Here is a 21,812-nt window from a genome sequence, read left to right on the forward strand (position 1 = left end):
CTCACGGGGGCGGCAGCCGGAGCTCGACGGCCAGGCCGCGCGGCACGTTCGCGCCGGCCGTCAGCCGCCCGCCGCCGGCCCGGGCGAGCTCGTCGGCGATGGCCAGCCCCAACCCGCTGCCCCGCACGTTCTGGTGCTCCGGAGAACGCGTGAACCGGCGCAGCAACGAAGGCAGTTGGTCCGGCGTCACACCCGGCCCGTCATCGGCGACGCGCACGACGGCGTCCCCCGCGGCGGCCCGGCGCGCGCTCACCTCGACGCGTCCGCCGCCGGGTACGAACTTCACGGCGTTGTCGAGGAGGGCGTCCAGTACCCGGCCCACCGTGTCCGGCAGGGCCCGCACCCCCAGGGTGTCCGGGAGCCCGTGCACCGTCAGCTCCAGTCCGGCATCGCGGAACACCGGACGCCAGGCCGCCACCCGGTCCCGTACCGCACGCGCGGCGTCCTGGTCGCGCAGCTCCGCCGCGCCGGACTCCACCCGGGCGAGGGCCAGCAGTCCGTCGAGCAGCTCCTCCAGGCGTTCCGCCTCGTCCAGGGCGCGCGCGTGCTCGGTGCGGCCGGGTCCGGGGGCGATGTACGGCTCGACGTTCTCCATCCGCAGCACCAGCGTGGCCAGGGGGTTGCGCAGCTGGTGGGAGGCGTCGGCGACGAAATCGCGCTGGCGGCCGAGGGAATCGGCCAGTGCCTGCGCCATCGTGTTGAAGTGCCGTCTCAGGTGCCGCAGTTCGGGCGGCCCGGTGTCCGACACCGCCCGGGCCTGGAGCCGGCCCGCGGTCAGCCTCCCCACCGCCCGGTCGAGATCGCGGACGGGGCGCAGCAGCCAGCGCGCGATCCCGACCGCGACCAGGGCGGCCGCGGCGAAGGCGGCGAACGCCCCCACGGCGATGAGGGACCAGCGGACCGTCACGTCCCGGCGGGCCGCTCCGGTGGGCAGGGTCATCAGCACGGCCCCGCTCACCCGCTCGTCGCGGCCCACCGGCTCGGCCACCACCACGGTCGCGGGCCCCCAGGGGCGGATGGCCGGCAGCCGGTCGGTGGACCGGCCGGTGAGCGCGCGGGCCAGGGCGTCCGCCGCCGGCGAGGTCGCCCGGCCGGGGCCACCCTCCGGGGAAGCGGCCGTACCGGCCCGCGCGACCGTCCCGCCGGCCGTGTCGACGACGGCCACCGAAGCCCCGTAGAGCTGCGCGTACCGTTCGATCTCGTCGGACAGCTCGCGGCGGTCGGCGGAGGTGCGCATCCGTTCGGCGAGGTCGGCGAACCGTACGGCCTCCGAGCGGCGTTGCAGCAGCAGGTGTTCGGTCCGCCCGCGCGCGTAGGCGTCGGCGAGGGGCAGGCAGAGCAACAGGGTGGCCGCGCCCATGAGCACCAGCAGCACGGCGAGGAGCCGCCGCCTCACCGGGCGCGGTCCGCCTCGCCGTGGGCCGCGCCCGGTGCCCCGTCGCCCGCCGGGCTCCACGCTTCGTCCCGCGGGCCGCCGCCATCTCCATAGCCGCCATCGCCGTCGCCGCCATCGCCATCGCCGTCGTCGCCGGAGGCGGGGCGGCCGAGCCGGTACCCGTACCCGCGTACGGTGCGCACCAGCCCGGAGCGGCCGGTCTTGGCGCGGATGCCCGCCACGTGGACGTCCAGGGAGCGGGAGGCGCCGAGGAAGGCGTCCCCCCAGATCCGGTCCATGATCTCCTCTCGGGAGTGCACCTCGTCCGGGCGTACGGCCAGGAAGGCCAGTACGTCGAACTCGCGCCGGGTCAGCCGGACCTCGGCTCCCGCCACCATCACCGTCCGGCCCGCCGGATCCACCTCGACGTCCCCGGCGCGCACGGGACGCCGGTGGTGGTCGCCGTGCCCGGCGTCGGCGCCCCGGCGCCCCGGCGGCCGGTGCGCCGGTCCGTGCGGCGGCGCACGGTGTCGATGCGCGCCATCAGCTCGGCCATCCGGAACGGCTTGACGACGTAGTCGTCGGCGCCGGCCCGCAGACCCTGCACGATGTCGCGTTCCTCGCAGCGCGCGGTCACCACGATCAGCGGGGCGTCGCAGACGGTGCGCAGGCGCCGCAGGAGTTCGAGCCCGTCCAGGTCGGGCAGGCCGAGGTCGAGCAGGACGAACTCGGCCTCGCGCAGGTGCAGCAGGGCGTCCAGGGCCCGGCCCACCCGGCGGACGGTGTGGCCGCGCTGGGCGAGGGCGGTGCCGAGGGCCTGGGCCATCCGGTCGTCGTCCTCGACGAGAAGCGCGTGCATGGCCGGTTCCCCCCACCCGATGACCCCTGCCGTGGCCGGGGACAGCAGCCTACGGGAGCGGCCGCCCCGGGTCACCGGCGTGGGGCAGCGGCACGGATCAGCGTGCGGCGCCCACCGACGGGGCCCGGGACCCCCCGGCGTCGGGCCTGGCACCGGCACCGGCTTCGGCATCGGCTTCGGCCTCGGCGCTGCTGAGGGCGGCACCGCGGGTGTCGGGCATCAGGAGGTAGGTCACCAGGGAGACCAGCGCGCACCCGGAGACGTACCAGAAGAACAGCTTCTCGTGGCCGCCGCTCTTGAACCACAGCGCCACGTACTCGGCCGTTCCGCCGAAGAGCGCGTTGGCGATGGCGTACGGCAGCGCCACACCGAGGGCCCGGACCCGGGTCGGGAACAGCTCGGCCTTGACCGCGGCGTTGATGGAGGTGTAGCCGGTGACGATCACCAGCGCCAGGAGGGACAGACCCAGGGCGGACCAGTACGAGGACGCCGACCCGAGGGCCGTCATGATCGGGTACGTGCCGACGGTGCAGCCCACGGCGAAGGTGATCAGCAGGGGGCGCCGCCCGATCCGGTCGGACAGCATTCCGGCGAAGGGCTGCAGTACGGCGAAGAGGGTGAGCGCGGTGAAGCTGACGAGGGTGGCGGTCGTCTTCGCCATGCCGGCGCTGCCGACCAGGTACTTGGTGAGGTAGGTGGTGTACGTGTAGTACGCCACGGTCCCGCCGAGGGTGAGTGCCATGACCAGCCCGGCCTGCCGCCGGTGCTGCCACAGGACCTTGAGGGTGCCCCGCGTGCTGTCGTCCGCGGCGTCTTCCCCCTGCGACGCCTGCTCGGTGAAGGCGTCGGTCTCCTGGAGGCGCCGCCGGAGCCAGAAGACGACGACCGCGAACAGGGCGCCGAGGACGAAGGGGATCCGCCACCCCCAGCTCTCCAACTGGGCCGTGGTCAGCGTGTGCTGCATCGTGATGAGGATGCCCAGCCCGAGCAGCTGGCCGCAGGTCATCGACACGTACTGGAACGAGGAGCCCAGGCCGCGCCGGTTCCGTGCGGAGGCCTCGGTGAGATAGGTGGCGCTGGCGGCGTACTCGCCGCCGATGCTCATGCCCTGGAGCAGGCGCGCGAGCAGCAGCACCAGGGCGCCGAAGTAGCCGGCCTGTCCGTAGGTCGGGGCGACGGCGATGAGCAGGGCGGCCACCGACATCATGGTGACGGTGAGCGTGAGCGCGCTCTTGCGCCCGCGCCGGTCGGCGGCGCGGCCGAGGATCCACCCGCCGACGGGGCGCATGAGGAAGCCGACCGCGAAGATCCCGGCCGTGTTCATCAGCTGCGTGGTCGGGTTGTCGCCGGGGAAGAAGGAGTCGGCGAAGTAGATCGCGAAGCTGGCGTAGACGAACCAGTCGTACCACTCCACGAGGTTGCCGAGCGAGCCGCCGATCAGGGCCGTGCGCCGCTTCCTGCGGAGGTCGGCGTCCTGTGGCGGCAGCGGCGGGGGCGGTGCGGGCAGTGCGGTGGACGAGGGCATGACGCCTCCAGAGGTAGGTCCCCGGAAGGGGACGGGGGAGGAGCCCCGGCGGTGGGGAGTGCCCAGAGCATGCGTCCGCGGCCGCCCCGGTACAACGTCCGGCCCGCAGATCTAACCTCCCGCTAACAAAGGACGGCACGGGACTAACGTCCCGCTGAGAAAGAACGGCACGGGACCGGCGCGTCCCGCGGGAGCGGACCCCTCGGCCTCACGTTTCGGGGGCCCGCGTCGTCGGACCTCCGAGACACCGATGACGGAACCACGAGGGGACCGGCCCATGGCCACACAGACGACGACAGGACGACGCGGCCTCACGTTCGTACGGACGGCGATCGCCGTGCAGACCTCGGCCCTGTTCTTCCAGGCGGCCACCGCCGGGCTGTTGCTCGCCACGTCGTACGGCGAGCTGCTGCACGGCGTCGGGGCGCGCGTGATGTACGGCGCGTCGATGCTGTACCTGCTCGCCGCGATCCTGGCCCGGCGGCCCGGCGGCGGCCCGTCGCGCCCGGTCCTGTACGCGTCCGGATTCCTCGCCCTGGCCTCGGTGCAGGTGGTGCTGGGCATCGCACACGTTCCGGCGGTCCATGTCCCCCTGGGCGTCCTGATGTTCGGTCTGAGCCTGCTGGACCTGGGCCGGGCCGTGACGGCCCGGCCGTAGCCGCCGCACCGCACCGGGAGAATGTCGGTAACAACGTTACCTCTGGGTTATGTTGTTACCCATGACCACGCTCTACCAAGACGCCCTCAAGGCCGGTCAGGAAGCCGCACGGACCGCCGTACTCGACCGCGCCATCGGGCTGCTGGTCGAGGAGGGGACCGCCGCCCTGACCATCCGGCGCATCGCCACCGAGATCGGCACCTCGACCAAGGTCCTCTACACCATGTTCGGCGGGAAGGAGGGCCTGGCAGACGCCCTGTACCGGGAAGGCTTCGCACGACTGCGCCGAGCCCAGGAACACGTCCCGCCGACCGACGACCCGCTGGCCCACCTCGACAACCTCGGCACGGCCTACCGGGAGCACGCGCTGGCCGAACCGGCCTACTACCGCGTCATGTTCGAACGGGCCATCCCCCACTACACCCCCGGCGCCGAGGCCCTCGCCATCGCCGCGACCGCCTTCGACGCCTCGGCCGCGGCCGTCGCCGCCTGCATCGAATCCGGGGTGTTCCGGCCGGACGGCGACGCCCACGAGATCTCGAAACTGCTCTGGGCCGCCGCGCACGGCGCGGTGAGCCTCGAACTCGCCGGCCACTTCCCGCCCGACACCGCCGCCCACCGCTACACCACCCTCATGACCGCGCTCGGCCAGGCCTTCCTCGCCCGGCCGACCCCGTCCACCGCACCGGAACGGACCGCCCGATGACCCCCGCGACGACGCGTACGACGACCAACCGCTACCTCTCGGGGAACTTCGCACCCGTCACCGAGGAGACCACCGCCCACGACCTGCCCGTCACCGGCCGCATACCCGACCACCTCAGTGGCCGCTACCTGCGCACCGGCCCCAACCCACTGGGCATCGAGGACGCCGCCGCGCACCTGTGGACCCTCGGCGAAGGCATGGTCCACGGCGTCCGCATCCGCGACGGCCGCGCCGAGTGGTACCGCAACCGCTGGGTCCGCTCCACCTCCGTCGCCGACCGGCTCGGCGAACCGCGCCGGGGCGCCCCCGTCGACCCGCGGACGGACTTCGCCCCGAACATCCAGGTGGCAGGCCTGGCCGGCCGCACGTTCGCGCTCATCGAGGGCGGGTTACGCCCGTACGAACTCACCTACGACCTGGACACGCTCGGCCCCTGCGACCTCGGCGCGACCCCCGAGGGCTACAACGCCAACGCCCACTCCCTCTTCGACCCCCGCACCCGCGAGCTCCACTCGCTCGCCTTCCGCTACGCCTCCGAACACGTCCAGCACATCGTGATGGACGACACCGGCACCGTGCTGCGGGCCACCACCGTGCACACCCCCGGCAGCCCCTACATGCACGACTTCGCGCTCACCGACCACCACGTGATCCTCTTCGACGCCCCCGTGGTCTTCAGCGCGGCCCACCTCTCCACCGGGATCCCCTTCGCCTGGGACGACACCCACCCGGCGCGCGTGGGCGTGATGCCCCGCGCGGGCGGCCCGGTGCGCTGGTTCCCCGTGCCCCCGAGCCTGGTCGGCCACACCCTCAACGCCTACGAGAACGGCACCGACATCGTCGTCGACCTCGTCCGCCACCCCGAGGGCTTCGACATCCGCGACGTCGGCACCAGCCGCCCCACCCTCTACCGCTGGACCATCGACCTCGCCGCCGGGGCGGTCCGCGAGGAGCCGCTGGACGACCGCACCCAGGAGTTCCCCCGCGTCAACTCCCGCTTCACCGGGCTCCCGTACCGGTACGGCTACGCCGCGGCGGTCGAGCTGTACGCACCGCCGGCCGGCCCCGGGGACCAGCGCCCCGGCGCGGGCTTCAGCAACGCGCTCCTCAAACACGACCTGTCCCGCGGCACCACCGAGGCACACGAGTTCGGACGCTTCGCCGCGGTCGGTGAAGGAGTCTTCGTCCCCGCCGAGACGCCCGGGGCCGAGGACGACGGTTACGTGATGGCGTACGTCCACAGCCCGGAGCGCGGCGCCGCCGATCTGGTCATCCTCGCCGCCCAGGACTTCACCGGGGAACCGCTCGCCCGCATCCACCTGCCCGTACGCGTCCCGCTCGGCCTCCACGGAAACTGGGTCCCGGACGAGGACCAGGCCGCGCGGCCCGCCGTCCGGCCGCCAGGAGCCGTGCGCGGCTGACGGCTGACCCAAAGGGCGGGCTCCCCGGCGCGGACTCCAGAGGTGCCACGCGGCCCCCGGCCGGGGCGGTGTATGCAGGAGGGATGGACCTTGGGCGCCCGCGTGCGAGAAGTCATCCGGCAGGGGAGCAGGGCCACGCTCTCCTGGCGGTCCCGCTCGCGCTGATCACCATCGTGACCGTGGTCGACATCCTGGCCCCGCCCGAGGTGCACCTCGGGCCCTTCCTGGTGGCCGCCCCGGCCGTCACCGCCTCGTTCGCCGGCCCCTGGACCACTGCGGCCGTCGGCGCCGTCGCCGTCGTCGCCCAGGGGGTGACGGCGACGGTGCGCAGCAGCCTGACCGACCTGAACCACACCTTCCAGATCATCGCCCTCATCCTCATCTCCGTGATCGTGACGCTCTTCGCCCACCTGCGCGAGGTCCACGAGAAGGAACTGATCCAGCTGCGCTCGGTCGCCGAGACCGCGCAGCAGGTGGTGCTGAGACCGCTCCCCGAGCGGATCGGCCCGCTGCGCCTGGCCTCCGTCTACCTCGCCGCCGAGGCCGAGGCCCAGATCGGGGGAGACCTGTACGCCGTCGCCCGCACGGCCCGCGGAACGCGACTGATCATCGGTGACGTCCGGGGCAAGGGGCTGGAAGCGGTCGGGGACGCCGCCCTCGTCCTCGGCGCGTTCCGCGCCTCCGCCCACCAGGAGGCCGACCTGTCCGGCCTGGTCGCCTACCTGGACGGATCCGTGGCCCCGGGCCCGGACGGGTCGCGGCTGCCCGACGGCTCCCCGGACGACCCCGGCGAGGGGTTCGTCACCGCCGCCGTCCTGGACCTCCCCGACCACGAGCGGGCCCTGCACCTCATCAACTGCGGCCATCCGCCGCCGCTGCTGTTCCGCGGCCCCCGGGTCACCGCCCTGGAGGTGGACCATCCGGCACCGCCCCTCGGCCTGGCCGGGCTGGTGGACGCGCGGGCCACCGCGCAGACCTTCCCCCTGGCGACCGGGGACATCGTGCTGCTCTACACGGACGGGGTCATGGAGGCCCGCGACCGGGACGGGACGTTCTACCCGCTGACGGAGCGGGCCGCGGCATGGGCCGGGGCGGACCCGCACGCCCTGCTGGAGTACCTGCGCGCCGACCTGCTCGGCCACGCGGCCGGCGGCGTCCTGGGGGACGACGCGGCCATGGTCGCCATCCAGCGGCTCGGGCCTCCCTGAGTCCCTGAGGCCCTGAGGGGGACGCGGAACGGCCGCCGCCCCGGCGGAACGGAGTCCACCGGGGCAGCGGCCGCTCGGCCGGTCGGCCGGTCAGTCCGTGCCGGACTCCATCGCGGCGCGGTCCAGCATCGTCTCCTCGTCGGTGGCCTCGCCACGGGAGGCGATCGCCTCTGCGCCGCCCTCGTCCATGGCCCCGATCAGCCCGGTCGCGGCCGCCTGCGCGGCACCGATCGGCGTCGGGTGGGGAGAGCCGACCAGGCCGAGCCCCACGTACTGCTCCAGGCGGGCGCGGGAGTCCGCGATGTCGAGGTTGCGCATGGTGAGCTGGCCGATCCGGTCCACCGGGCCGAACGCCGAGTCCTCGGTCCGCTCCATGGAGAGCTTGTCCGGGTGGTAGCTGAACGCCGGGCCCGTGGTGTCGAGGATCGAGTAGTCCTCGCCGCGCCGCAGCCGCAGCGTCACCTCGCCGGTGACGGCCGTGCCGACCCAGCGCTGCAGCGACTCGCGGATCATCAGCGCCTGCGGGTCCAGCCAGCGGCCCTCGTACATGAGGCGGCCGAGGCGCCGGCCCTCGTTGTGGTACGCGGCCAGGGTGTCCTCGTTGTGGATCGCGTTGACGAGGCGCTCGTAGACGATGTGCAGCAGTGCCATGCCGGGCGCCTCGTAGATGCCTCGGCTCTTCGCCTCGATGATCCGGTTCTCGATCTGGTCGGACATGCCCAGACCGTGCCGGCCGCCGATCGCGTTGGCCTCCATCACGAGGTCGACGGCGGAGGCGAACTCCTTGCCGTTGATGGTGACGGGGCGGCCCTGCTCGAAGCCGACCGTCACGTCCTCCGTGGCGATCTCCACCGACGGGTCCCAGAACCGCACGCCCATGATCGGGTCGACGGTCTCGATGCCCGTGTCGAGGTGCTCCAGCGTCTTGGCCTCGTGCGTGGCACCCCAGATGTTGGCGTCCGTGGAGTACGCCTTCTCCGTCGAGTCCCGGTACGGCAGCCCGTGCGCGAGCAGCCACTCGGACATCTCCTTGCGGCCGCCGAGCTCGGTGACGAAGTCGGCGTCCAGCCAGGGCTTGTAGATCCGCAGGTGCGGGTTGGCGAGCAGCCCGTACCGGTAGAACCGCTCGATGTCGTTGCCCTTGAAGGTGGAGCCGTCGCCCCAGATCTGCACCCCGTCCTCGAGCATCGCGCGCACCAGCAGCGTGCCGGTCACGGCACGTCCCAGCGGCGTGGTGTTGAAGTACGGGCGCCCGCCCGACCGGATGTGGAACGCGCCGCACGCGAGCGCCGCCAGGCCCTCTTCGACGAGGGCGGCACGGCAGTCGACGAGCCGGGTGATCTCGGCGCCGTACGCGGAGGCGCGGCTGGGCACGGAAGCGATGTCGGGCTCGTCGTACTGGCCGATGTCGGCGGTGTACGTGCAGGGGACGGCGCCCTTGTCGCGCATCCAGGCGACGGCGACCGAGGTGTCGAGCCCGCCGGAGAAGGCGATGCCGACGCGCTCGCCGGCGGGAAGGGACGTGAGGACTTTAGACATGGGAAGATTATGCAGCACGTCGCATGGTCATGCAACGCGGCGTCGGGGTGGACTTCCCGGAACCGGTCCCCGGGGCCCGCCGCGGGCCCTTGCGTGCCTGGTGGGAGCCCTGGACGCACGGGCCACTCGCACACGCGTCCCCGCCACCGGCGCGACGTGACCGGCAGGGCGGTACGGACCGGGCGCCGGCGATCGAGGGCGACCTCCACTCGCCCTGGGGCGCCCCCGCGCGGGCGCCCGGCGGGGGATGGCGTGTGCGCACATGGCCGATGTCTACGAACTCATGCTGGCGCTGGACCTGCGCGCCGACCTGCCGGAACCCGAACTCGCCGAACTCCGCTGGCACCTCGGTCTGGGCCCGGAACCGGAGGCGCTGCGCATCGTGACCGAGTTCCCCTGGGTGGTGGAGGACGAGGAAGGGCGGCCCGTCGTCGAGAACCACCCGGAGCCCCTGCTCGCCCAGCGGGGCGAGGCGTACGCGATCGGCGGCGCCCTCGTCTCGCTCCTGCTCCCCCGGGAAGGCACCGGACGCGGCGCCTGGGCCCTGACCAGTCGCCAGGAGATCCACCCCGACGGCTTCGAACGCACCGGTGAACTCCTCGCCTGGCTCGCCACCACGGCGGCCGACGCCCACCGCCGCCACGACGGCGGCGTCGACCTGGGCTGGACCCGCTTCCACGAGGAGCGCCCGCCCACCCCCCTGACGGTGCGGGACGGCGTGGTCGTCTGGCCCTCCTGAGCCGCGGCCCGGGGGCCGGCCGGCGGTCACGACGCGGACGCGGGCCCGCCTGGGTCGTTGGGGTGGGACTCGACGGGGGTGACGACGTGGGTCATCCACGCCCGCAGCGGCAGCGTGCCGAGCACCTCCTCCCGCAGCGCGTCCTCGTCCGCGGCCCGCCACAGACCGATGCTCCGCAGCTCACCGACCGGGCGCCACAGCCGTACGAGGTGCCCCGCGGCGGCCAGCTCCCGAGCCCGGACCGCTTCGGCGGCGCGGCGCTCGTCCACGAGGGCCGGGTCGGTGCCCTCGGGGACGGTGGTGGTGATCTCGACCAGGAACTCGCGCATGCTCCCTCTTCCTCCGCAGGACCGCCGGCCAACAGGCTACGGCCGCCCCGGCCGGCGCGCGTGCCGACGGGTACCGGCCGTCCGGGGGAGGGTCCCGCGTCGCGACCGTCCGTTACCCGGCCCGCCGCCGCTCCCGTCTCGGCCCCGGCGGATCCGGCCGGCGCCGACACTCTTGACGGATGGTCTGGACCAACTTTACGTTGTGGCGCACCGGGCCGCGCACGCCGCCGGGCCCCATCCCGCCGGCGACCGCTCTCGCGGCCCGCCCCGCACCCCGGCCCGCACCCGCTCCTCCCCCCACTCATGTCCGCCCTCCCCCGTGGGAGCGGTACGAAGGGAGCACCCCATGATCCGCCGGACCATCCGCCTGCTCGGCGCGGGACTCGCCGCCGCGCTCCTCGCGCAGTTACCCGCCGCCGCGGCGGCACCGCCACCCGCCGCGCCCGCCGCGGCCGACACCTGCCCGGTGAAGTCCAGGCCCACGGGCAAGGTCCTCCAGGGCTACTGGGAGAACTGGGACGGCTCGGCCAACGGGGTCCACCCGCCCCTGGGTTGGATACCGATCACCGACTCCCGCATCCGCGCCCACGGCTACAACGTGGTCAACGCGGCCTTCCCGGTCATCCGTTCCGACGGGACCGTCCTGTGGGAGGACGGCATGGACAGCACCGTGAAGGTGCCCACCCCCGCCGAGATGTGCCAGGCCAAACAGGACGGCCTCACCCTGCTGATGTCCATCGGGGGCGCGGCGGCCGGTATCGACCTCGGCTCCAGCGCGGTCGCGGACCGGTTCGTCGCCACGATCGTGCCCATCCTCCAGAAGTACAACTTCGACGGCATCGACATCGACATCGAGACCGGCCTCGTCGGCTCCGGCTCCATCACCCAGCTGTCCGCGTCACAGGCCAACCTGATCCGCATCATCGACGGCGTGCTGGCCCGGATGCCGGCCGGCTTCGGCCTGACGATGGCGCCAGAGACGGCGTACGTCACCGGCGGCAGCGTGGCCTACGGCTCGATCTGGGGCGCGTACCTCCCGATCGTCAAGAAGTACGCGGACAACGGCCGGCTGTGGTGGCTGAACATGCAGTACTACAACGGCAGCATGTACGGCTGCTCCGGGGACTCCTACTCCGCGGGTACCGTCGCCGGCTTCAAGGCGCAGACGGACTGCCTCGACCGTGGTCTGGTCGTCCAGAACACCACCGTCAGGGTGCCGTACGACAAGCAGGTGCCGGGGCTGCCGGCCCAGCCGGGCGCCGGTGGCGGCTACATGTCGCCGAGCCTGGTCTCCCAGGCGTGGAACCCCTACGGCGGCCGGCTCAAGGGGCTGATGACCTGGTCGCTCAACTGGGACGGATCCAGGAACTGGACCTTCGGTGACAACGTCCGGGCGCTGCAAGGCCGTTGACCGCTCGCCCCTTCGGACACGGAATCCGCCCGAGGGGGCCCCACGGTTGGAGAGTTGCACTATCTTACTTCTGTGGAGCAGCTGACCGCCGAGGATCCGGCGCGCATCGGCCCGTACCGTCTGATCGCCCGGCTGGGCGCGGGCGGGATGGGCCTGGTCTACCTCGGGCGTTCCGAAGCGGGACGTACCGTCGCCGTCAAGGTCGTGCAGGCCGAGTGCGCCGGGCACCCGGAGTTCCGCCGGCGCTTCGCCCGCGAGGTGGCGGCGGCGCGCAGGGTGGGCGGGAGCTGGACGGCGGCGGTCCTCGACGCCGATCCCGAGGCCGCGGTGCCGTGGGTCGCGACGCAGTACGTGCCGGGACCCGACCTGCACACGGTGGTCGCCAGGGACTTCGGGCCGCTGCCCGAACACTCGGTCCACACCCTCGCCAACCGGCTCGCCCTCGCCCTCGGGGCCGTGCACGGGGCGGGCCTGATCCACCGCGACCTGAAGCCGTCCAACGTCCTCGTCACCGTCGACGGCCCCCGGGTCATCGACTTCGGCATCGCCCGCGCGATGGACAGCCTGGGCGGGGACAGCCTGCACACGCGCACCGGCATGCTGATCGGCTCCCCGGGCTTCATGTCGCCGGAACAGGTCCGCGGTCTCGCGCTCACCCCCGCCAGCGACGTCTTCTGCCTGGGCGCCGTCCTCGTCTACGCCGCCACGGGCAGGTACCTCTTCGGCGCCCGGGACACCGGTCTCAACGTCCACCTCTTCCGGGTGGCCGAGGAGGAGGCGGACCTGACCGGCGTACCGCAGCGGCTGGTGGAACTCGTGGGCGCCTGTCTGCACAAGGACCCGGCCCGTCGGCCCTCCCCGGCGGAGGTGGCCGCCCGCACGGAGCCGGACCCGGCGACGGACCCGGTGACGGACCCGGTGACGGAGTGGCTGCCGGGCCCGGTGCTGGCCCAACTCGGGCGCCATGCGGCCCGGTTGCTGGACTACACCCCCGCGCAGCGCGCGGAGGCCCCGGACCGGACCCGGGCCCCGGCCGCCGTCACCCCCGCCGCCCCGCCGCCCGTGCCCGACCCGCGGGCGCCGTCCCCGCACACGCCTCCCGCGTACGCCCCGACCCTCCCGGTCCCGGCCGGTCCCTCGCCCGGATTCGGGCCGGCCCCGGGCGCCGTCGACGTCCCGGCGCCGGCCGCGCCCACCGCCCCCGCCCGCGACCAGGCACCCCCGCCCGCTGGACGGCGCCGGAGCCTGGTGGTGGCGGCGGTGACGCAGCTGGTGGTGGTGCTCGACGACGTCATGTTCAGGTCGGCCGGCCCGTGGATCCAGGCCGACGCACACCTCTCCTCCGACGGCATGTACCAGCTCTTCGGCGTCTACCTCCTCGCCCTCGGCGGGCTGCTCCCGCTCGGCGGACGCGTCGTGGACCTCGTGGGCCGCAGGCGGGTCATGGTCGTCGCACTGGCCGCGTTCGCCGCGGCGGCCGTGGTCGGCGGTTCGTCCGAGGGGCCGCCCGTGCTGATCTGCGCCCGCGCCGCGCAGGGCGCCGCCGCCGCGTTCCTGCTGCCCGCCTCCCTCGCCCTGGTGGTCACGGGTTCCACCGACCCGACGGCGCGCCGCCGGGCCCTCGGGGTCTACGCCGCGGTCGTCGGCAGCGGTTCCGGGCTCGGGGTGCTGCTGATGGTACGGCTGATCGCGGACCTCCATTGGCGTGTGGGCCTGTACGCCGCCGCCCTGATCGCAGTGATCGCGGCCGGCGCCGTCCTCGGCCTGCCGGCGGACCGAGCGGGCGGCTCCGGTGCCCGGCTCGACGTGCCGGGCGTACTGCTCAGCGCCGGAGGGCTCGTCGCCTTCACCTTCGCCTTCGGTGAACTGAGCCGGCGCCACGGGTTCGAGCCTCCCGTCACCGTCTCGCTCGCGCTCAGCGTCATCCTGCTCGCGGCCTTCCTGGTACGGCAGGCCCGTACCGCGGATCCCCTCCTGCCGCCGCACTTCTTCCGGACCCCGGGCCGCACGGGCTGCCTCATCACCTCGGTCCTGGCGGGCGCGGGCCTGCTCGCCGTCGTGCCGGCGGTCTCCTCCTACGCGGCCCCCGGCCCCGGCCTCCTGTCGTTGGTCGTGGCCGTTGCCATCGGTTCGACCCAGGTCTCCGCACGCCTGCTGGACCGGGTCGCGCCCCGCGTGCTGATCGCGGGAGGACTGACGGCCGTCGCGCTCGGGCTGTTCCTCCTCGTCGTGACCCGCGACGCCGGCGTCGGCCAGGTGCTGCCCGGCGTGCTCCTCGCCGGCCTGGGCGTCGGCGGGGTCCTCGTCCCGGTCCTCGCCGTCATGACCGCCGCCGTCCCCGAGGAGCGCTCCGGCGCGGCCTCGGGAGCGCTGGCCGCGGGGCAGCACATGGGCGTCGTACTCGGCACCGTGCTGCTCGGCGGCTTCGTCCAGTCCGCCGACCGGCTGAGGGCCCCCATCGCCGTCGTGTGGGTGTGCGGATTCCTGCTGCTGGCGGCCCTCGTCGCCGGTCTGACGATCAGGGCCAAGGCGCCGGGGGCGCCCGGGGGAGCGGCGGTCCGCCCCTGACCGGCGGGGAGCGCGGTCAGCCGACCCCGTAGCGGGCCGCGATGCCGGCCAGGACCAGGCCGAGACCCTCCTCGAAGCCCTCGTCGTAGTCCTGGAACAGCTCGGCGCCGGCGGTCGCGGCGAGCGGGTAGTCGGCCAGCCGGGCGGCGCGTTCGTCGATGTCGTAGCCCTCCCGGCGCTGCCCCGGCAGGGGCTCCACGCCCTGTTCCTCGGTGACGAAGCCCAAGGTGAACAAGTAGGCCGTGGAGGTGGCGCGGACCGCCTGGGGGAGGGTGAAGCCGGAGTCGACGAGGGCGCGCAGGTTCGCCTCCATCTGGACCGCGTGCTCGGTGCCCGTGAAGCGGGAACCGCTGAAGACCTTCGCCCCGTCGCGGTACCCCAGCAGGGCCGCGCGCAGGCTCCGGTTGCCCGCCAGGAGCCGCTCCCGCCACGTGGCGCCGGGCGCGAGCAGCGCGTCGGCATCGGCGGCCATCCGGCGGTACATCTGCGTGGCCATCTCGTCGAGCAGCTCCTGCTTGCCCTTGAAGTGCCAGTACAGGGCAGGTGCCTGGACGTTCAGCTCCTTGGCGATGGCGCGCAGGGTGAGGCCGTCGAGGCCGGTCTCGTTGAGGAGCCGCAGCGCGGTCTCCACGACCTGCTTCTTGTCGAGTCTGGGAGCTTTCCGGGTCGTCACGCTTGACAGTTTAACAGCGTTAAGTAAATGCTGTGCGGAGACGGAACTTAACAACGTTAAGGAGAGTGGTATGCACAAGGACGGATACGGCGTACAGGACGTACGGGACGTACTGGTCGTCGGCGCGGGCCCCGCCGGCCTCGCGCTCGCCGTGGACCTCGCGCGCCGCGGTGTGCGGGCCCTCGTCGTGGAACGGGCCGAGGCCCTCTTCCCCGGTTCGCGCGGCAAGGGCGTCCAGCCCCGTACCCGGGAGGTCTTCGACGACCTGGGCGTGGGGGAGGCCATCGGCGCGGCCGGCGGGCCGTACCCGGTCGCGGTGATCTGGCGGGACGGCCTGCGCCAGGGCGAGCACCCGATGTTCGACGACAGCGAGGAGGCCGGGGACTCGCCGTACCGTGAGCCCTGGATGGTCCCGCAGTGGCGCACGCAGGAGATCCTCGCCGCCCGCCTCGCGGAACTGGGTGGTGAGGTCGCCTTCGGCCGCGAGCTGGTGGGCATCACCCAGGACGCGGAAGGCGTGACGGCGGAGTTCGCCTCGGGCCCGCCGCTGCGCGCCCGCTACGCCGTCGCCGCCGACGGCGGCCGCTCCACCGTGCGGCGCGTGCTCGGCATCGGCATGGCCGGCGAGACCGTGGACCCGAACCCGGTACTGGTCGCCGACGTCCGCGTCGACGGTCTCGACCGCGAGAACTGGCACGTCTTCCCGCCCACCGTCGACGGCGGCGGGTTCCTCGCCCTCTGCCCGCTCGCCGGGACGCGGGACTTCCAGCTCACGGCCCAGTTCCCGGAAGGCGCGGACATCGCCCTCACCCTCGACGGGATCCGGGCCGTCGTCGCCGCCCGCTCGCACCTGGCTCCCGAAGCCGTGACGCAGGTGCACTGGGCCTCGGACTTCCGGCCGCGCGCCGCACTGGCCGACGCCTTCCGGCAGGGGCGGATCCTCCTGGCGGGGGACGCCGCGCACGTCCACTCGCCCGCGGGTGGCCAGGGGCTCAACACCAGCGTCCAGGACGCGTACAACCTGGGCTGGAAGCTCGGTGCCGTCCTGGGCGGACGCGCGCCCGAGTCCCTCCTGGACACCTACGAGGAGGAGCGGCGGCCCGTCGCCGCCGAGATGCTCGGCCTGTCCACCCGGATCCACCGGGGAGAGGCCAGGCGCGGTGCGGCCACGCGTCAACTGGGCCTGGGCTACCGGGAATCCTCCCTTGCGGTGGAGACCCGTACCGGCCTGCCCGAGGACGCGGTGCGCGCGGGCGACCGCGCACCGGACGGCGAAGCGGGCGACGGCGGAAGGCTCTTCGACGTGTTCCGGGGCCCCCACTGGACCCTGCTGGCCGTGGGCACCGCTCCGGGGGCCGCCCTGCCGGCACTGCCCACCGTCCGCACGGTGCGGGTACCGTCGCAGGCGGCGTACGGGGACGGCCTCTTCCTCGTCCGGCCCGACGGCTACGTCGGCTGGGCGGGCACCACGGCCGCGGGCGCCACGCGGTACGCGGCCCGGACCGGCCTGTAGGCCGTCCCGGTCCCACCCCGGGCGCCGTACGCTGAACGGATGATCATCCCTCTGCCGCCCGGCGAGTTCCGCGCCTACCTGTTCGACTGCGACGGCACCATCGCCGACTCCATGCCCCTGCACCACCGGGCCTGGACACAAGCCCTCGACGAATGGAACTGCACGTTCCCCGAGGACCTCTTCTACGCCTGGGGAGGCCGGCCGGTAGCGGACATCATCGCCTCGCTCAACGAGGCCCAAGGGCTGTCCATGCCGGTCGCGGCCGTCGCGGACCGCAGGGAACACCTCTACCGGGAACTCCTGCCCCGGCTCACACCGGTCCCGGGAATCCTGGCGCACATCGAGGACTCCCACGGGCGCATACCGACGGCCGTGGTGTCCGGCAGCACCCGCGATTCCGTCACGGCGTCACTGACCGTCCTCGGCCTCCTCGACTCGTTCGACGTGCTCGTGTGCGCCGGCGACTACACGAGGGCCAAGCCCGACCCCGAGGCGTTCCTCAGGGCGGCCGGTCACCTCGGCGTCCCGCCGGAGCACTGCCTGGTCTTCGAGGACACAGACCTGGGGATACGGGCCGCCACGGCGGCGGGCATGGCGTCCGTACGGGTCCCACAGCCCCGGCGCGGCTGAGCCGCTCCGGGCGGGGCGAGGAGGAGCACCCCCGCCCCGCCCTTCAGGACGATCCCGGTCGTGGCCACCAGGGCGCGTACCGCCGCCGGCACGGGCCCGGGGTGCGGGCATGAGGTGCCCGCTCCGGGGTAGGCGCGCAGCGACGGGCGTGCCGGGGAGGCGTCATGCCCCACGACGGCGGAGCCGGGCGGAACGAGACCGCGGAAGAGCGCGCGGACCGGCAGTGGCAGGACCTCCTCCAGGAGATCCGCGTCGCCCGGACCGGCGTCCAGATCCTCTTCGGCTTCCTGCTCACCGTCGCCTTCACCCCCGTCTTCGCGGGGCTCGCGCAGACCGAGAAGACGATCTACATCATCACCGTGGTGCTGGGGTCGCCGGCGACCGGGGCGCTCATCGGGCCGGTGGCCTTCCACCGCCTCGTCACGGGCCGGATGATCAAACCCGAGGCGGTCGTGTGGGCCGGGCGCCTGATCGCCACGGGCCTGGTCCTGCTCCTGGCCACCTGCACCGCGGCGCTCCTGCTCGTCCTGCGGGTCGCCACCCACAACGCGTTCGTGCCCTGGATCGTGGGCGGCGTGCCGGCCTGGTACCTGCTGTGCTGGTTCGCACTGCCCCTGTGGGCCCGGATCCGCTACGCGTCCGAGCGGTGAGTGCGGCCGTACGCGGCGTCCGCGTCCGTGACGTCCAGGAACACCTGGTCCAGCTCGGGCCGGCGCCCGCGCGCCTGACGCCGGATCCGTACCATCGCGCCCTCGACGGTCTCGCTGGCGTACCCGGGCGTCAGGTCGATCCGCGCGGCCGGCAGGACGGAGTCCGGCCCCAGCCGCATGGTGAGCAGGGCGGCGACCGTGTCTATCTCGGGCTGCCCCACCAGGAACTCCCGCACCTCCCGTCGGACGGCGGGGTCGGCCGCCTCGCCGATCAGCTGTGCGCGGGCGGCCCGGCCGAGGGAGGCGCCTTCGGTGACGAGGGCGAGGAGCAGGACGAGCAGACCGAAGACGTAGCCGTCGTGGGACTCGGAACCCCCGGAACGGAAGGCCTGGACGCCCTGGAACACCGAGAAGCGGCCGCCCGTGACGAAGATGCCCACGGCGGCGAGCAGGGACCAGAAGAACGGGCCGCGCGCACCGGCCCGTCGGCGTCCGGACCGCGGGCCGTACCGGCTCCGGGTCCTGCCCGTGGCTTTCCGCCGCGGAGGTGCGCCATACGGGGCGGCTGCTCGGTGATGGCGCTCGCAAACCTCCGGCCCCACCCGGGAGTCGTGCGGTGCACGGTCGCCGGCGGCCACCGCCGAATCCGTTGACGGTCCGTCCCCGCCGCGGGGATCATGGACGGCAACGCGCCACCCGGGGAGGACCCTGCATGACCCGCGAGCCGTCCGTGCGCCGAGTGACCGATCGCGGCCGGCAGGCCCCAGGGCTCCTGACGGACCTCGCGGCGGCCACCGGCCGGACCTGGTCCGTACGCCGACGGGTGTGGGCCGTCGAAGCCCCGGAGGACGGCCGGGCCCCGGCGGCCCTGGACGGGGTCCGCGCGGAGTCGTGGCTCCCGTCGGGGGAGCGGCAATGGGCGGCCCCGGACGAGCCGCACCGGGACAAGTGGGTCGTGGCGGTGGGCGCCGACGGGACGCCGCGCCGGCTCTTCCCGCCCTCCTGGGACGCACCGCAGGGCCACTTGCCCGACGGCACCGTCGACGGCCGCGTCCTGGAGCGCGACGCTTCCCCCGGGCGACGGCGGGACGCCTCATGAGCGCCGGCGGCGGGCCGTACGAGCACGGACCCGGCGCGGGGCAGGGTCCGGCCGCGCCCCCCTTCGACCCGGAACTGGGCGCGGCCCTGGCGGCCTTGGGGGACGCCGTACGGGCGCCGTTCACCCCGGAGAACCTCGTGGCCCGGCAGGAGCGGGACGCCGCCGCCCGGCCCCGGCCCTCGCTGCGGGACCTGCGGGCCGGCGGCCGCTTCGAGGTGGACGAACTGCGCGTGCCGGGAGCGCCGGGAGAGCCCGACGTGACGCTCGTGAGCGCCCGGCCGGCCGGGACCGCGGGCCCCCTGCCCCTGCTGTACTACATGCACGGCGGCGGAATGATCATGGGCAACGCGTGGTCCGTACTCCCGCAGCTGCTCCGTGCCTGGGCCCTCCCGCTGGGACTGGCCGTGATCTCGGTCGAGTACCGGCTGGCGCCCCGGGCGCGCTACCCCGGACCGCTGGAGGACTGCTACGCCGGCCTCGTCTGGGCCGCCGGGCACGCCGCCGAGCTGGGCATCGACGCGGACCGCATCGTGATCGGCGGAAAGAGCGCCGGGGGCGGACTCGCCGCGGCGCTCGCCCTCCTGACCCGGGACCGGGGCGGGCCGGCCCCGATCGGTCAGCTGCTCCTGTGCCCCATGCTCGACGACCGCGGCCGGACCTTCTCCAGCCACCAGATGGCCGGAGTCGACACCTGGGACCGCACGTCCAACGCGACCGCCTGGCAGGCGCTCCTGGGCGACCGGCACGGCGCCGCCGATCTCCCGGCCTACGCGGCTCCCGCCAGGGCCACCGACCTGTCCGGGCTGCCCCCGGCCTATGTCGAGGTCGGCTCGGCCGAGACCTTCAGGGACGAGGACGTGGCCTACGCCAACGCGATCTGGCGGGTCGGCGGCCAGGCCGAACTGCACGTGTGGCCGGGGGCCTTCCACGGCTTCGACACCCTCGCACCCCGGGCGGCCCTCAGCCGGGACGCCCGCGAGGCCCGGACCCGCTGGCTGCGCCGTACCCTCGCGCGGCACGCACCGGCTGCCGAAGGGCCGTAGACCACCGCCGGGTCCGCGGGCCGCTACGCCGCGGGCGGGCAGGCCGCGGGAGGGCACGCCGCAGGGGCGGCCGACGTGGTGGTCGGCCGCCCCCGTGGTGGTGCCCGGGTGTCAGTGGGCGCCGAGGTGGGCGAAGTCGGCCCACTCCTTCTCGCCCTCCTTCGCGCAGGTGGAGGTGTAGGCGGGGCCGAACGCGGCCGGGATGGCGGCGGCCGACGAGCAGGTGGACGCGAAGCTCTTGTGGCCGCCGGAGAACTGCTCCAGGTCGACGCCGTCGTTCGCCAGGGCGGCGCCGGCCCCGCCCAGCAGGATGCCGGCGGCCAGGACAGAGGCGGTCAGGGCGGAACGCATACGCATGACTACTCCTACAAGATCTCTGGATGACGCGCCTGAAAGGTGGCGTGTCGGCCGTTCAACATCGGCGGGGGGCGACGGGAAACGGCATGTCACTCCAATGCCGGGCACCCCCGGCCCGCCGCCGCGTCCGGGGCGGCCGTCCGAGACCTTGCGGGCGTTGGGGCGAATGGTTACTGCACTGCCGTCGCGGCCGGAATGTCGATCCGGGCGGCCCTGCGGGCCGGCCAGACCGAGGCGAGCAGCGAGCCCGCCAGCGCGACGAGCACGCCGACGGCCAGGCGCCCCCAGGGGAGGACCAGTGCGTAGCCCGCCACGCTCTCCTGGAGCGTGCGCCCGAGCGCCCACCCCAGGAAGACGCCCAGGGCCGTGCCGAGCGTCGCGCCGAGTCCGCCGAGCAGCAGGGCTTCCAGGCGGATCATGCGGCTCACCCCGGCGCGGTCCACGCCGAGGGCGCGCAGCGTGCCGATCTCCTTGTGACGTTCGAGGACGGACATCGCAAGGGTGTTCGCGATGCCCAGCGCGGCGATCGCCAGGGCCATGCTGAGCAGTGCGTAGAAGACGTTGAGCTGGTCGCCGATGCCCCCGCTGTCCCGTGCGCGGAGGGCGGCCCGGTCGAGGACGGCCAGGGCGGGGTTGTCGCCGAGGGCGCGGGTGATCTCGCCCAGTGACGCCCGGCCCGCTCCGCCGGGCGCGGCGACGAGGACGCCGGCGGTGCTCGGGGTGGAGTCGTACCGGGCCACGAGGGAGTCGGGTGCGGTGATGCTGGGCACCAGGTTGCTCTGCTCGTCCGCCCGGTAGACGGCGCCGATGGTGACGCTGCCGCGCCGGCCGTCCCGCTCCAGGGGGAGGGTCTGGCCGACGCGCCAGCCGGCCGGACCTGCCTTGAAGTCGGCCACGGCGATCCGGCCCTCGGCGAGCGAGTCCAGGGACCCCTCGATCACGTCGTACCGCAGGAGCCCGCCGATGGTGGCCGGGTCCACGCCGGTCAGGACGGAGGAGACACCGCCCAGGCGGTAGCCGGTGGACTGGTCGAGCGGGCTGAACCGGGCGCCCGGGAGCCTCCCCAGGGGCGCCGCGGTGTCCGGGGTCATCCGCATGCCGCCCTCGGCGGGCTTCACCAGGTAGTCGGCGGTGAAGTCGTGGGTGGTCGCGCGGTCGAGGTACCGGGCGGCGGAGGCGCCGAGGACCGACAGGCCCGAGGCGAGGGTGAGCGCGATGGCGAGCGCCGCCGCCGTGGCACCCGTACGCCGTGGGTCGCGCACCGTGTTGCGGGCCGCGAGGGTGCCGTGCACCGGGTGGAGGCGGGTCAGCAGCGGCCGTACGAGGGCCACGAACGGCCGGGCCAGCAAGGGGATCAGGCCGATCGCGCCGGTCAGCGCGAGGGCCGCGCCGACGCCGATGACGGTCCGGGCGTCCCGCCCCGGGTCGAGGGCCCCGTACACGGCGGCGCCGACACCCGCGAGCAGCAGCGCGGCGCACAGGCCGGTGCGTGCGGAGCCGGTCCGCGCC

The 21,812-nt window shown here is 74.2% G+C and carries 22 protein-coding genes; 12 read left to right on the forward strand and 10 right to left on the reverse strand.

What is annotated here, in order from left to right; translation table 11 throughout:
- Position 1: 1 nt before the first annotated feature.
- From ABZW32_RS31170 to ABZW32_RS31185, 4 genes are all read right to left on the reverse strand, one after another.
- On the reverse strand, positions 2-1,396 hold the full coding sequence (locus tag ABZW32_RS31170; protein ID WP_356222294.1) for a HAMP domain-containing sensor histidine kinase: 1,395 nt from the start codon (positions 1,394-1,396) through the stop codon (positions 2-4).
- Positions 1,393-1,818: a winged helix-turn-helix domain-containing protein gene (locus ABZW32_RS31175; RefSeq protein WP_356222297.1), complete on the reverse strand. Its 426-nt coding sequence runs from the start codon at positions 1,816-1,818 to the stop codon at positions 1,393-1,395. Before ABZW32_RS31175 ends, ABZW32_RS31170 begins: the two co-directional genes overlap by 4 nt.
- Entirely contained in the window at positions 1,773-2,234 is a 462-nt protein-coding gene (locus ABZW32_RS31180; RefSeq protein ID WP_356222300.1) for a response regulator, read from the reverse strand. Before ABZW32_RS31180 ends, ABZW32_RS31175 begins: the two co-directional genes overlap by 46 nt.
- Positions 2,235-2,331: 97 nt before the next feature.
- Entirely contained in the window at positions 2,332-3,759 is a 1,428-nt protein-coding gene (locus ABZW32_RS31185) for an MFS transporter (protein ID WP_356222303.1), read from the reverse strand.
- Positions 3,760-4,036: 277 nt separating this feature from the next.
- On the opposite strand from ABZW32_RS31185, the gene ABZW32_RS31190 reads away from it, so the two are divergent.
- The 4 genes from ABZW32_RS31190 to ABZW32_RS31205 all read left to right on the forward strand — a co-directional run bounded on the left by ABZW32_RS31190 (position 4,037) and on the right by ABZW32_RS31205 (position 7,752).
- Entirely contained in the window at positions 4,037-4,417 is a 381-nt protein-coding gene (locus ABZW32_RS31190) for a hypothetical protein (protein WP_356222306.1), read from the forward strand.
- A gap of 61 nt (positions 4,418-4,478) precedes the next feature.
- The gene (locus ABZW32_RS31195) at positions 4,479-5,123 is read left to right on the forward strand and encodes a TetR/AcrR family transcriptional regulator (RefSeq protein ID WP_356222309.1); all 645 of its coding nucleotides are present in this window, start codon (positions 4,479-4,481) and stop codon (positions 5,121-5,123) included.
- Positions 5,120-6,544, forward strand: coding sequence for a carotenoid oxygenase family protein (locus tag ABZW32_RS31200; RefSeq protein WP_356222312.1), 1,425 nt, complete (start codon positions 5,120-5,122; stop codon positions 6,542-6,544). Before ABZW32_RS31195 ends, ABZW32_RS31200 begins: the two co-directional genes overlap by 4 nt.
- A gap of 83 nt (positions 6,545-6,627) precedes the next feature.
- A complete protein-coding gene (locus tag ABZW32_RS31205) occupies positions 6,628-7,752 on the forward strand; it encodes a PP2C family protein-serine/threonine phosphatase (protein ID WP_356222315.1) in 1,125 nt (374 codons plus the stop codon).
- A gap of 90 nt (positions 7,753-7,842) precedes the next feature.
- Here the strand turns inward: ABZW32_RS31205 and argG are convergent, their stop codons facing one another.
- On the reverse strand, positions 7,843-9,291 hold the full coding sequence (gene argG / locus ABZW32_RS31210) for an argininosuccinate synthase (protein WP_356222318.1): 1,449 nt from the start codon (positions 9,289-9,291) through the stop codon (positions 7,843-7,845).
- A 262-nt stretch (positions 9,292-9,553) separates the two neighbouring features.
- Here argG and ABZW32_RS31215 point away from each other — a divergent pair, with 262 nt between their 5' ends.
- On the forward strand, positions 9,554-10,030 hold the full coding sequence (locus tag ABZW32_RS31215) for a hypothetical protein (RefSeq protein WP_356222321.1): 477 nt from the start codon (positions 9,554-9,556) through the stop codon (positions 10,028-10,030).
- Positions 10,031-10,056: 26 nt separating this feature from the next.
- Here the strand turns inward: ABZW32_RS31215 and ABZW32_RS31220 are convergent, their stop codons facing one another.
- Complete coding sequence (locus tag ABZW32_RS31220; protein ID WP_356222324.1) at positions 10,057-10,359, reverse strand: muconolactone Delta-isomerase family protein; 303 nt, start codon at positions 10,357-10,359, stop codon at positions 10,057-10,059.
- A gap of 346 nt (positions 10,360-10,705) precedes the next feature.
- On the opposite strand from ABZW32_RS31220, the gene ABZW32_RS31225 reads away from it, so the two are divergent.
- Together ABZW32_RS31225 and ABZW32_RS31230 are read left to right on the forward strand one after the other, a co-directional pair.
- Positions 10,706-11,770: a chitinase gene (locus ABZW32_RS31225; protein ID WP_356222327.1), complete on the forward strand. Its 1,065-nt coding sequence runs from the start codon at positions 10,706-10,708 to the stop codon at positions 11,768-11,770.
- 72 nt (positions 11,771-11,842) lie between these two features.
- Positions 11,843-14,338, forward strand: a complete 2,496-nt coding sequence (locus tag ABZW32_RS31230) for a bifunctional serine/threonine protein kinase/MFS transporter (RefSeq protein ID WP_356222330.1) — start codon at positions 11,843-11,845, stop codon at positions 14,336-14,338.
- 16 nt (positions 14,339-14,354) lie between these two features.
- Here the strand turns inward: ABZW32_RS31230 and ABZW32_RS31235 are convergent, their stop codons facing one another.
- Positions 14,355-15,011 carry a TetR/AcrR family transcriptional regulator C-terminal domain-containing protein gene (locus tag ABZW32_RS31235; RefSeq protein WP_356222333.1) on the reverse strand — a complete coding sequence of 219 codons (657 nt, stop codon included), beginning with the start codon at positions 15,009-15,011 and terminating at the stop codon, positions 14,355-14,357.
- A 70-nt stretch (positions 15,012-15,081) separates the two neighbouring features.
- Here ABZW32_RS31235 and ABZW32_RS31240 point away from each other — a divergent pair, with 70 nt between their 5' ends.
- From ABZW32_RS31240 to ABZW32_RS31250, 3 genes are all read left to right on the forward strand, one after another.
- Entirely contained in the window at positions 15,082-16,524 is a 1,443-nt protein-coding gene (locus ABZW32_RS31240; protein WP_356222336.1) for an FAD-dependent monooxygenase, read from the forward strand.
- Positions 16,525-16,563: 39 nt separating this feature from the next.
- Positions 16,564-17,154 (forward strand): HAD family phosphatase, encoded by a 591-nt coding sequence (locus ABZW32_RS31245; protein WP_356222339.1) that lies wholly within the window; start codon positions 16,564-16,566, stop codon positions 17,152-17,154.
- A 164-nt stretch (positions 17,155-17,318) separates the two neighbouring features.
- Positions 17,319-17,804 carry a DUF6328 family protein gene (locus ABZW32_RS31250; protein WP_356222342.1) on the forward strand — a complete coding sequence of 162 codons (486 nt, stop codon included), beginning with the start codon at positions 17,319-17,321 and terminating at the stop codon, positions 17,802-17,804.
- Here the strand turns inward: ABZW32_RS31250 and ABZW32_RS31255 are convergent.
- Entirely contained in the window at positions 17,786-18,244 is a 459-nt protein-coding gene (locus tag ABZW32_RS31255) for a hypothetical protein (protein WP_356222345.1), read from the reverse strand. The genes ABZW32_RS31250 and ABZW32_RS31255 overlap by 19 nt on opposite strands.
- 272 nt (positions 18,245-18,516) lie before the next feature.
- Here ABZW32_RS31255 and ABZW32_RS31260 point away from each other — a divergent pair, with 272 nt between their 5' ends.
- Complete coding sequence (locus ABZW32_RS31260) at positions 18,517-18,903, forward strand: hypothetical protein (RefSeq protein WP_356222348.1); 387 nt, start codon at positions 18,517-18,519, stop codon at positions 18,901-18,903.
- Positions 18,900-19,946: an alpha/beta hydrolase gene (locus tag ABZW32_RS31265; RefSeq protein WP_356222351.1), complete on the forward strand. Its 1,047-nt coding sequence runs from the start codon at positions 18,900-18,902 to the stop codon at positions 19,944-19,946. Before ABZW32_RS31260 ends, ABZW32_RS31265 begins: the two co-directional genes overlap by 4 nt.
- 111 nt (positions 19,947-20,057) lie before the next feature.
- Here ABZW32_RS31265 and ABZW32_RS31270 read toward each other — a convergent pair whose 3' ends face one another.
- Both ABZW32_RS31270 and ABZW32_RS31275 read right to left on the reverse strand, forming a co-directional pair.
- On the reverse strand, positions 20,058-20,303 hold the full coding sequence (locus ABZW32_RS31270; protein ID WP_280916097.1) for a hypothetical protein: 246 nt from the start codon (positions 20,301-20,303) through the stop codon (positions 20,058-20,060).
- Between the two features lie 170 nt (positions 20,304-20,473).
- Positions 20,474-21,812 (reverse strand): ABC transporter permease (locus ABZW32_RS31275; RefSeq protein ID WP_356222354.1); only part of this gene is annotated, 1,339 nt, incomplete at its 5' end.

Source organism: Streptomyces sp. NPDC004667 (genome assembly GCF_040609475.1).
Classification (GTDB): domain Bacteria; phylum Actinomycetota; class Actinomycetes; order Streptomycetales; family Streptomycetaceae; genus Streptomyces.